The organism is Corallococcus sp. AB038B (assembly GCF_003668955.1).
Classification (GTDB): domain Bacteria; phylum Myxococcota; class Myxococcia; order Myxococcales; family Myxococcaceae; genus Corallococcus; species Corallococcus exiguus.
Genome location: NZ_RAWO01000006.1, coordinates 313620 through 325846 on the forward strand (window position 1 = coordinate 313620; position 12227 = coordinate 325846).

General features: G+C 69.4%; 2 protein-coding genes. Both read right to left on the bottom strand.

The window, feature by feature from the left end:
- Positions 1–24: 24 nt before the first annotated feature.
- Positions 25–474, bottom strand: coding sequence for a hypothetical protein (locus D7Y04_RS24935; RefSeq protein WP_121760905.1), 450 nt, complete (start codon positions 472–474; stop codon positions 25–27).
- A complete protein-coding gene (locus tag D7Y04_RS24940) occupies positions 471–12191 on the bottom strand; it encodes a non-ribosomal peptide synthetase (protein WP_233601565.1) in 11721 nt (3906 codons plus the stop codon). The genes D7Y04_RS24935 and D7Y04_RS24940 overlap by 4 nt, the downstream gene beginning before the upstream one ends.
- Positions 12192–12227: the final 36 nt, after the last annotated feature.

Genomic DNA, 12227 nt, shown 5'->3' on the forward strand with positions numbered 1-12227 from the left:
GGCGGCCAGACAGGGGGGCGGGGGCTAGGTCGGGCTCGGGGTGGTGGCGGGTGGGAGGGCCTTCGCCTCGGGGGCGGCCCGCCACAGGCGCCTGGCGGTCAGGGCCATGAACACGCCCATGGTGCCGTTGAGGTACAGCCACGCGACGTGGAGGTGCTGCTTCGCGGTCCAGAACCACACCATCAGGGCCAGGTTGAGGACGTAGACGAGCGCCACCACGCCCAGCGCGGAGAGGATGCCCGCCCGCCGCCTGAAGATGAGCAGCGCGATGGTGAGCGGGTTGAGGACCGTGAAGAACTCGTTCACGACGACGAACGGCGTGGGCAGCGGATCCGCCGGATCATTCGCGAAGAGGCCGTACTTCGCCACGACGAGGATGTGGATCAGCGAGCCCACGGAGAAGCACACGAACCAGATGGCCAGGATGATGCGGGTGGGCCACGGTGAGCCCCCGCTGGATGTTTCAACGGTCATGACTTGTCCTCCAGGGCCTCGCGCAACAGCGTGGCCACGTGCCGCACGTACGGCTCCTGCATGAGTTGATGGTGTCCCCCAGGGACGTCCCTCACGTCCAGTCCCCCCCGGACGAAGGGCTCCCAGCCGCGGTGGCGGGGCACCTCGGAGGTGGGGGTCGCTTCCGTGGCGGCGAGCAGCAGCGCCGGTCCGTCGTAGGGGCCAGGCACGTAGCGGTCCATGGCGCGCAGGTTGGCCTGGTAGACGCGGAACAGCGCGCGCAATTGCTCGCGGCCCGTCGCTTCCTCCAGGAGTCCGGCCTGGACGCCCACGGCGAGGAGCGTCCCCAGCATGGCTTCGTCATCCATGCGCTCCAGGGCCTCGTTCGACACGGGCAGGGTCAGGGAGAAGGCCTGGGCCACCGTCAGGGCGAAGGCGACGCGCGTGCTGGCGTCGGGGTCCTTCTTGGGGGCCTCGCCGGGAGGCGCTCCGACGCCGGGGACGTAGGCGTCCAGCAGCGCCAGCAACCCCACGGCCTGGCCCTGGGCGCGCAGCTGGCGAGCCATCTCGAAGGCGATGACGCCGCCGAGCGACCAGCCCGCGAGGCGGTACGGCCCTTCCGGCTGCTCTGCGCGAATCGCGGCCACGTACAGGGTGGCCATCTCCTCCACGGTCTCCACCACGGCATGGCCGGCCTGGAGGCCGCGAGCCTGGAGGCCGAAGACAGGCTGCTGGGGCCCCAGGAGCCGCGCCAGCTCCGGGTAGGCGAGCACGTTGCCGCCACCCGGGTGGACGAGGAACAGGGGCCGGAGACCCGCGTCGCCCTTCTCCAGCGGGACGAGCGGCGACCACGTCTCCGTCTCGGCGCGAAGCAGGTTGGCCAGGTCCTCCACGGTGGGGTGCTGGAAGAGCGCGGCCAGGGGGACATCGCGGCCCAGTTGTTCGCGCAGCGCGGCCATCAGGCGGACCGCGAGCAGCGAGTGGCCTCCCAGCGCGAAGAAGCTGGTGCGCACCCCGATGGGCTTCACGCCCAGGACCTCTTCCCACACCGCCACGAGCTGGGACTCCAGCGCGTCACGGGGTGCGACGAAGTTGTCGGCCTGGGACGTGGTGACGTCCAGGTCTGGCAGGGCCTTGCGGTCCACCTTGCCGTTGGAGTTGAGCGGCAGTGCCTCCAGCACCACCACCGCTCCGGGCACCATGTACTCCGGCAGTCGTTGGCGCAGGCTTGCCTTCAGAGCCTCCGCTTCCAGTGTCGCGTTGGCCTTCGGCGCCACGTACGCCACAAGCCGCTTCTCCGCGCCCTCCCCCTTCGCCACCACGACGGCGTCCTTCACCGCCTCCTGCTGGCGCAGCGCGGACTCCACTTCGCCCAGCTCGATGCGGAAGCCTCGCACCTTCACCTGGAAGTCCACTCGCCCCAGGTACTCCAGCACTCCGTCCGCGCGGTATCGCACGCGGTCCCCCGTGCGGTACATCCGGCTGCCTTCCGGGCCGTAGACTTCCGGCAGGAACTTCTCCGCCGTCAGCTCCGGCCTCAGCAGGTAGCCGCGCGCTTGGCCTTCACCCGCCAGGAACAACTCTCCCGCCACGCCCACCGGCACCGGCTGCAGGTACTTGTCCAACACGTACGCACGCGTGTTGGTGAGCGGCCGGCCGATGTTCGGCACCTCATTCCGTCCCACCAACGACCACGTCGAGTACGTCGTGTCTTCCGACGGGCCGTATAGGTTGTAGACCTTCCTCACCGTGGGGATGCCGTAGACGCCCTTCGTCAGTGTCTCCGGCAGCGCTTCGCCCGCCAAGTTGATGACTTGCACCGATGGCGGCACGGCGTTCAGCCGCACCAACTGCGCCATCGCAGACGGCACCGTGTTGATGAGCGTGACGTCCGCCTCCGGCTTCTCCTCCACCAGATGCAGGGCGTTGCGCACCACCACCACGCTGCCGCCTCTCACCAGCGGTGCGAAGAGTTCGAAGACGGAGAGGTCGAAGTTCAGGCTCGTCGCCGCGAGCACTGCCTTCGTCTCCTCCTCCGTGAACGTCTCCGTTGCCCACGTGAGGAAGGCCACTGCGTTCCGATGCGTCACCGCGACGCCCTTCGGGCGGCCCGTGCTTCCTGACGTGTAGATGAGGTACGCCACGTTCTCCGGGCGCAGACCTGATTCCGGTGCCTCTTTCGGCTCCGTCGCCAATGCCGCGTCCGTGTCCAGGCACACCGCCTGCGCACTGAAGGCGGGCAGCGACTCCAAGAGGTGCGAGTGCGCCACCAACGCCGGGCCTTGCGCGTCCTCCAGCAGCCAGCCCAGACGCTCCTTCGGGTAGCTCGGATCCAACGGTACGTAGGCGCCGCCCGCCTTGAGGATGCCCAGCGTGCCCACCACCACGTCCGCCGTGCGCTCCACGCACAGGCCCACTCGTGACTCCGGGCCCACTCCCAGCTTGCGCAAACGGTGCGCCAGCTGGTTCGCCTTCGACTCCACCTCCCGGTACGTCAGCCGCTGCTTGCCGCTCACCACCGCCACGGCATCCGGCGTGCGCTTCGCTTGTGCTTCGAAGAGCTGGGGAATCGTCGCGGCGCGGTCGTACTCCGCTTGCTGCTGGTTCCACGTCACCAACACCTGCTGGCGCTCCGCGTCCGTCAGCATGGGCAAGCGGCCCACTGCCTCCTCCGGCTTCGCCACCACGCCTTCCAGCAGCACGTGCAGGTGCTCCACCATCCGGCGCACCGTCGCGGCGTCGAACAGGTCGGTGCTGTATTCCAGCGTTCCGCTCAGGCCCTCCGCGGTCTCCACGAAGAAGACGCTCAGGTCGAACTTCGACGTTCCGCCCGCGATCTCCACGGGCTTGAGCGTCATACCGGGCAGCCGGGCTTCACCGACGGGCACGTTCTGGAGCGCCAGCAGCGTCTGAAACAGCGGCGTGTGGCTGCGGCTGCGCTCGGGCTGGAGCGCCTCCACCAGCTTCTCGAACGGCACCTCCTGGTGCTCCTGCGCCTCCAGGACCGTCTCACGCACCTGCTGGAGCAGGCCCCGGAAGCTGGGGTCTCCGGACAGGTCCGTGCGCAGCACCAGCGTGTTGACGAAGAAGCCGATGAGGCCTTCCACCTCCGAGCGTGTGCGACCCGCGATGGGCGAACCCACGCTGATGTCCTGCTGTCCGCTGTAGCGCGACAGCAACACCTGCCAGCCCGCCAGCAGCACCATGTACAGCGAGGCCCCTTCGCGCTGCGCGAGGCCACGCAGGCCCTGGGCCAGCGATTGCGGCCAGAGGAAGCTCTGGGTCGCTCCCGCGGCTCCTCGCACCGCGGGACGTGGACGGTCCGTGGGCAGCTCCAGCACTGGCGGCGCACCGGAGAGCTTCTGCTTCCAGTAGTCCACCTCCCGCTGGAGCGTCGCGCCCTGCAACCAGCCGCGCTGCCACGCCGCGTAGTCCGCGTACTGCACCGGCAGCTCCGGCAGCGGTGAGGGCTGGCCCTGCACGAACGCCGCGTAGAGCGCGCCGACCTCGCGGACCAACACCCCGAGCGACCATCCGTCCGACACGATGTGGTGCATCGTAACGACGAGCACATGTTCGCGCGTGTCGAGCTTCAGCACGAGCGCTCGGAGGAGCGGACCGTGTGCGAGCGCGAAGGGCCTCAGAACCTCTTGCTCCACGCGCTTGCGAAGCGCGGCGGTGTTCGACGCCAGGTCATCCACCGCCAGCGTGAAGGCGCTATCGAACGTGGTCCGCTGCTCCGGCTCGGGGTTGCCCGCGACGAACGTCGTCCGCAGGGCCTCGTGACGGCGCACGACCTCACGCAGGGCCCGGTCCAGGACCTCCACGTTCAGGTCGCCTTCCAGCCGTACCGCGATGGGCACGTTGTAGAGCGCCGTACCCGGCTCCAGTTGGTCGATGAACCACAGGCGCTGCTGCGCGAACGACAGTGGCAGCGCTGCGTCTCGTGACACGGGCACGATGGCCGGTGCCTTCGCGCGTCCGGCCTTCTCCAGCCGCCGGGCGAGAGCTTCCACCGTGGGCGCTTCGAACAACGCGCGCAGCGGCAACTCCGCTCCCGTCTCCGCGCGCACCCGCGACACCACCTGCGTCGCGAGCAGCGAGTGGCCACCCAGCGCGAAGAAGTCGTCCTTCACGCCGACCTGGGGCACTCGCAGCACTTCCGCCCAGATGGCCGCCAGCTTCGCTTCCACTTCCGTGCGGGGCGCTTCGTACGTGTTGCCGGACTTCTGGGCCTCTGGCTCCGGCAGGGCCTTGCGGTCCACCTTGCCGTTGGAGTTGAGCGGCAGTGCCTCCAGCACCACCACCGCTCCGGGCACCATGTACTCCGGCAGCCGTTGGCGCAGGCTCGCCTTCAGGGCCTCCGCTTCCAGCGTCGCACCGGCCTTCGGCGCCACGTACGCCACGAGCCGCTTCTCCGCGCCCTCCCCCTTCGCCACCACGACGGCGTCCTTCACCGCCTCCTGCTGGCGCAGCGCGGACTCCACTTCGCCCAGCTCGATGCGGAAGCCTCGCACCTTCACCTGGAAGTCCACGCGCCCCAGGTACTCCAGCACTCCATCCGCCCGGTATCGCACCCGGTCTCCCGTGCGGTACATGCGGCTGCCCTCCGGGCCGTAGACTTCCGGCAGGAACTTCTCCGCCGTCAGCTCCGGCCTCAGCAGGTAGCCGCGCGCCTGGCCTTCGCCCGCCAGGAACAACTCGCCCGCTACGCCCACCGGCACCGGCTGCAGATACTTGTCCAGCACGTAGGCCCGCGTGTTGGTCAGCGGCCGGCCGATGTTCGGCACCTCTGCGCGCCCCACCAGCGACCACGTCGAGTACGTCGTGTCTTCCGAAGGCCCGTACAGGTTGTAGAGCTTCCTCACCGTGGGGATGCCGTAGACGCTCTTCGCCAACGTCTCCGGCAGTGCTTCACCGGCGAGGTTGATGACCTGCACTGACGGCGGCACTGCGTTCAGCCGCACCAACTGCGCCATCGCCGACGGCACCGTGTTGATGAGCGTCACCTCCGCCTCTGGCTTCTCCTCCGCCAGGTGCAGGGCATTGCGCACCACCACCACGCTGCCGCCCCTCACCAACGGAGCGAACAGCTCGAACACCGAGAGGTCGAAGTTCAGGCTCGTCGCCGCGAGTACTGCCTTCGTCTCTTCTTCTGTGAACCTCTCTGTCGCCCACGCGAGGAAGGCCACTGCGTTCCGGTGCGTCACCGCGACGCCCTTCGGACGGCCCGTGCTTCCCGACGTGTAGATGAGGTACGCCACGTTTTCAGGACGGGGGCCTGCCTCCGGCGCCTCGGTCGGCTCCATGGCCAACGTCGCGTCCGTGTCGAGGCAGACCACCTGCGCGCTGAAGGCGGGCAACGACTCCAGCAGATGCGAGTGCGCCACCAACGCCGGGCCCTGCGCGTCCTCCAGAAGCCAGCCCAGGCGCTCCTTCGGGTAGCTCGGATCCAACGGCACGTACGCGCCGCCCGCCTTGAGGATGCCCAGCGTGCCTACCACCACGTCCGCAGTGCGCTCCACGCACAGGCCTACTCGCGACTCCGGGCCCACTCCCAGCTTGCGCAGCCGGTGCGCCAGCTGGTTCGCCTTCGCCTCCACCTCTCGGTACGTCAGCCGCTGCTTCCCGCTCACCACGGCCACGGCATCCGGCGTGCGCTTCGCCTGCGCCTCGAAGAGCGCCGGAATCGTCGCGTCACGCGCGTACTCCGCCTGCTGCTGATTCCACGTCACCAGCACCTGCTGACGCTCCGCGGGCGTGAGCAGGGGCAGCCGGCCCACCGCTGCGTCCGGCTTTGAAACCACGCCTTCCAGCAGCACGTGCAGGTGCTCCACCATCCGGCGCATCGTCGTCGCTTCGAACAGATCGGTGCTGTACTCCACCGCTCCGGCCAGCCCATCCGGCGTCTCCGTGAAGAAGAGGCTCAGGTCGAACTTCGACGTGCGGCCCTCGAGACTCATGGGCTTGAGCACCAGCCCTGGGAGATGGGCCTCCTCGATCGGCACGTTCTGGAGCGACATCAACGTCTGAAACAGCGGCGTGTGGCTCAGGCTGCGCTCCGGATGCAGCGCTTCCACCAGCTTCTCGAACGGCACGTCCTGGTGCTCGTACGCGCCCAGCACCATCTCCCGCACCTGCGCGAGCAGCGCGCGGAAGGACGGGTCTCCATCCATCTGGGTGCGCAGCACCAGCGTGTTGACGAAGAAGCCGATGAGGCCTTCGACCTCCGCGCGCGTGCGGCCCGCGATGGGCGAACCCACGCTGATGTCCGTCTGCCCCGAGTAGCGCGACAGCAGCACCTGCCACCCGGCCAGCAGCACCATGAACAGCGATGCGCCTTCACTTCGAGCCAGTGCGCCCAACCGCTGGGACAGCTCCAGCGGCAACATGAAGCCCAGCGTCGAGCCGGCGTTCGTGCGCACCGCCGGACGCGGACGGTCCGTCGGCAGCTCCAACACCGGCGGTGCTCCCGTCAGCGACTGCTTCCAGTAGTCCACCTCGCGCGCCAGGGTTTCATCCCTCAGCCAGTCGCGCTGCCAGGCCGCGTAGTCCGCGTACTGCACCGGCAGCGGTGGCAGTGCCAACGCCAGGCCCCTCGCCCGCGCGGTGTACAGCGCTCCCATCTCGCGGAGCAGGACGCCCACGGACCAGCCGTCCGACACGGCATGGTGCATCGTGACCACGAGCACGTGGTCGCGTGCATCCATGCGCACCATCAGCGCCCGCAGGAGCGGTCCTCGCATCAGGTCGAAGGGCTTCGCCAGCTCCTCCAGCACCCGCTGACGGGCCACGTCCTCCCGTTCAGGCCCGGAGCCCGTCAGGTCCATGATGTTCAACGGCACGTCCACGGACGCGTGGATGCGCTGGACGGGCTGGCCCGCCTCTTCCTCGAACGTCGTGCGCAGGGCTTCGTGCCGTTGCACGACCTCCCGCAGGGCCTGCTCCAGCGCCGCGGCGTCCAGGTCGCCCTCCAGCCGCACCACGGTGGGCACGTTGTAGAGCGGGCTGCCCGGATCCAGCTGGTCGATGAACCACAACCGCTGCTGCGCGAAGGACAGCGGCAGCGACGCCGGACGCGCTCCGGCGCTCAGCGAGGGCACGCCGGAGCGTCCCAGTTGCTCGATCCGCTGCGCCAGCGCATCCACCGTGGGCGCTTCGAACAGCAGACGCAGCGGCATCTCCACGCCCAGCGACGTGCGGATGCGCGACACCACCTGCGTCGCCAGCAGCGAGTGTCCACCCAGCGCGAAGAAGTTGTCCTTCACACCTACGCGCTCCAGGCGGAGCACCTCCGCCCAGATGGACGCGAGCTTCGCCTCCGTCACAGTGCGCGGGGCCACGTAGGCGTCGCCCCCTCGGGCGGCCTCCGGCTCTGGCAGCGCCCTGCGGTCCACCTTGCCGTTCGCGTTGAGCGGCAGGGCGTCCAGCACCATCAGCGCTCCCGGCACCATGTACTCGGGCATCCCCTGGCGCAGGCCCGTGCGCAGCGTGTCCACGTCCAGCGCGTGGCCTTCCTTCGCCACGACGTAGCCCACGAGCCGCTTGTCGGCACCGTCGCCCCGCACCAGCACGACGGCCTCGCTCACTCCCGGCTGCCGCGCCAGCGCGGTTTCGACCTCGCCCAGTTCGATGCGGAAGCCGCGCACCTTCACCTGGGAGTCGATGCGGCCGACGAAGTCCAGCTGGCCGTCCGCACGCCAGCGCACGACGTCGCCCGTCCGGTAGAGACGGGCGCCCACTTCACCCGAGAAGGCGTCCGGCACGAAGCGCTCGGCGGTGAGTCCCGGACGTCCCGCGTATCCACGTGCCACGCCCACGCCGCCGATGTGCAACTCACCGCGCACGCCCATGGGCACCGGCTGCCCGTACGGGTCCAGCACGAAGACGCGCACGTTCGCCAGCGGCTTGCCGATGGTCGGCACGTTTCCATCCGCCACCACTTCGCCCAGTGTGGCGATGACGGTGGCTTCCGTCGGGCCGTATGTATTGAGCAGGCGCCGCCCCGGAGCCCACCGCGCGGCGACGTCCGCGGGCAGGGCCTCGCCGCCGGAGATGACGGTGCGAACATTGGGCAGCCCCTCGGAGGAGGTGGCCGCCAACGCCGCGGGGGTGAGGCTGACGACGCTCAACTCCTGCTCACGCAGCAGTACGGGCAGCGGCGCGCCCGGCATCAGCTTCTCCAGCGGCGCGAGCACCAGCGTGGCGCCGTTGCAGAGCGTGGTGAAGATCTCCTCCACCGACAGGTCGAAGCTGAGGCTGGCGAACTGAAGCACTCGGCTGCCAGGGGCGATGCCGTAGGCCACCGCTTCGTGGGTGACCAGGTTGGCCACGCCGCGGTGCTCCACCGCCGTGCCCTTCGGCGTCCCCGTGCTTCCCGAGGTGTAGAGCAGGTACGCCATGTTCGCGGGCGTGACGCCCGTCACGGGCGCATCCGTCGACTCCCTGGCCAGCGACTCGCGCTCCGTATCCAGGCAGAGCGCGCGGGCATGCAAGGTCTCCGGGAAGCGGGCCAGCAGTGGCTGCTGGGTCACGAGCACCTGCGCCGCGCTGTCCTCCAACATGAACGCCAGGCGCTCACGGGGCAGGAGCGGATCCACGGGCACCCAGGCGCCACCGGCCTTCAGGATGCCGAGCAGGCCAATAACGATGTCGAGGGAGCGCTCGACGCTGAGGGCGACGCGGACCTCCGGGCCCACGCCTCGACGGCGCAGGGCGTGGGCGAGCTGATTGGCGTGCGCGTCGAGCTGCGCGTACGTCAGTTGCGTTCCCTCGAAGACAGCAGCCACTGCCTCTGGCGCGTGACGGACCTGCGCCTCGAAGAGCGCATGCAGGCTGGACTCGGGGAAGGGCGCGCGCGTGGCGTTCCACTCCACCAGCATTTCGCGGCGCTCGGGGCCGGTCAGCAGGGGCAGTCGGGCCACTCGCGTGTCCGGGCGCGCGACCGCGCCTTCGAGCAGCGTGAGCAGGTGCGTGACCATCCGCTGGACGGTGCCCGCGTCGAACAGCTCCGTGCTGTACTCCATCGTGCCGGAGAGGCCCTGAGGCTGCTCCATGAACGACACGCTCAGGTCGAACTGCGCGATGGGGCTCTCCACGTTCACCGGCTGGAGCACCACGTCCGGCAGCCGCAGCTCGCCCATCGGCATGTTCTGGAGGGCGAGCATCGTCTGGAACAGCGGCGTGTGGCTGCGGCTGCGCTCGGGCTGGAGGACCTCCACCAACTTCTCGAACGGGACCTCCTGGTGCTCGTACGCATCCAGCACCGTTTCGCGCACTTGGGCGAGCAACTCCCGGAAGGACAGGGCGCCGTCCACGTCCGCACGCAGCACGAGCGTGTTGACGAAGAAGCCGATGAGCCCCTCCAGCTCCGCACGCATGCGGCCCGCGATGGGTGAACCCACGCTGATGTCCTGCTGGCCGCTGTAGCGCGCCATCAGCACCTGCCACCCTGACAGCAGCACCATGTACAGCGAGGCCCCTTCCCGCTGGGCCAGCGCCTTGAGCGCCCCCGTCAACGACCGGGACAGGGTGAAGGCGTACTTCGCACCGGCGATGCCCCGCTCGGGCGGACGCGGGCGGTCCGTGGGCAGCTCCAGCACCGGCGGCGCGCCTGCGAGCTTCCGCTTCCAGTAGTCCACCTGCCGCGCGAGGACTTCTCCCTGGAGCCGGCCGCGTTGCCAGGACGCGTAGCGCGCGTACTGCACGGGCAGCTCGGGCAGGGGTGACGGCTGCCCCGAGGAGAAGGCCGCGTAGAGCGCGCCCACCTCGCGGATCATCACGCCCAGCGACCAGCCGTCCGACACGATGTGGTGCATCGTCACCACGAGGACGCTCTCGCGCTCCCCGAGCGTGAACAGCCGGGTGCGGATCAACGGCCCACGGCCCAGGTCGAAGGGACGGAGCATCTCCTGCTCCACCTGCCGGCGGGCCTCCGTCTCGCGGCGAGCTTCGTCGACGGACCGCAGGTCCTCCCGGCCCAGCTCCAGCGACAGGGTGGGCTGGATGACCTGGATGGCCTGACCGCCGCGCTCCTCGAAGGTGGTCCGCAGGGCCTCGTGACGGCGCACGACCTCGTTCAGGGCCCGCTCCAGGGCTGCGACATCGAGCGAACCCACCAGCCGCACCGCCACGGGCAGGTTGTAGAGCGCCGTACCCGGCTCCATCTGGTCGATGAACCACAGGCGCTGCTGCGCGAACGACAGCGGCGGCGTCGTGCCCATCAACGAGTCGCCCGGCATCGAGCTCTGGCCCCGGCCCGCCGTCCCCATCCGTTGGGCCAGGGCCTCGAGCGTGGGAGCCTCGAACAACGCGCGCAGCGGCAACTCCACGCCGGTCTCCGTGCGGATGCGCGACACCACCTGCGTCACCAGCAGCGAGTGGCCGCCGAGCGCGAAGAAGTCGTCCTTCACGCCGACCTGAGGCACTCGCAGCACCTCCGCCCAGATGGCCGCCAGCTTCGCTTCCACCTCCGTGCGCGGTGCCACATACGTGCGGGTGGAGGTCGGTGCCTCCGGCTCCGGCAGGGCCTTGCGGTCCACCTTGCCGTTGGAGTTGAGCGGCAGTGCCTCCAGCACCACCACTGCTCCGGGCACCATGTACTCCGGCAGCCGTTGGCGCAGGCTTGCCTTCAGCGACTCCGCTTCCAGTGTCGCGCCGGCCTTCGGCGCCACGTAGGCCACGAGGCGCTTCTCCGCCCCCTCCCCCTTCGCCACCACCACGGCTTCCTTCACTGCCTCTTGCTGGCGCAGCGCGGACTCCACTTCGCCCAGCTCGATGCGGAAGCCTCGCACCTTCACCTGGAAGTCCACTCGCCCCAGGTACTCCAGCACTCCGTCCGCCCGGTACCGCACCCGGTCTCCCGTGCGGTACATCCGGCTGCCTTCCGGGCCGTAGACTTCCGGCAGGAACTTCTCCGCCGTCAACTCCGGCCTCAGCAGGTAGCCGCGCGCCTGGCCTTCACCCGCCAGGAACAACTCTCCCGCCACGCCCACCGGCACCGGCTGCAGATACTTGTCCAGCACGTAGGCCCGCGTGTTGGTGAGCGGCCGGCCGATGTTCGGCACCTCATTCCGCCCCACCAGCGACCACGTCGAGTACGTCGTGTCTTCCGACGGGCCATACAGGTTGTACAGCTTGTGCACCGTCGGCACCGCGTACACGGCCTTCGCCAACGTCTCCGGCAACGCTTCACCGGCGAGGTTGATGACCTGCACTGTCGGCGGCACCGCGTTGAGCCGCACCAACTGCGCCATCGCCGACGGCACCGTGTTGATGAGCGTGACGTCCGCCTCTGGCTTCTCCTCCACCAGATGCAGGGCGTTGCGCACCACCACCACGCTGCCGCCTCTCACCAGCGGTGCGAAGAGTTCGAAGACGGAGAGGTCGAAGTTCAGGCTCGTCGCCGCAAGCACTGCCTTCGTCTCCTCCTCCGTGAACGTCTCCGTTGCCCACGCGAGGAACGCCGCCGCGTTCCGGTGCGTCACCGCCACGCCCTTCGGACGGCCTGTGCTTCCCGACGTGTAGATGAGGTACGCCACGTTCTCAGGCCGGGGCCCTGCCACTGGCGCCTCGGTCGGCTCCATGGCCAACGTCGCGTCCGTGTCGAGGCAGACCACCTGCGCGCTGAAGGCGGGCAACGACTCCAGCAGATGCGAGTGCGCCACCAACGCCGGGCCCTGCGCGTCCTCCAGAAGCCAGCCCAGGCGCTCCTTCGGGTAGCTCGGATCCAACGGCACGTACGCGCCGCCCGCCTTGAGGATGCCCAGCGTGCC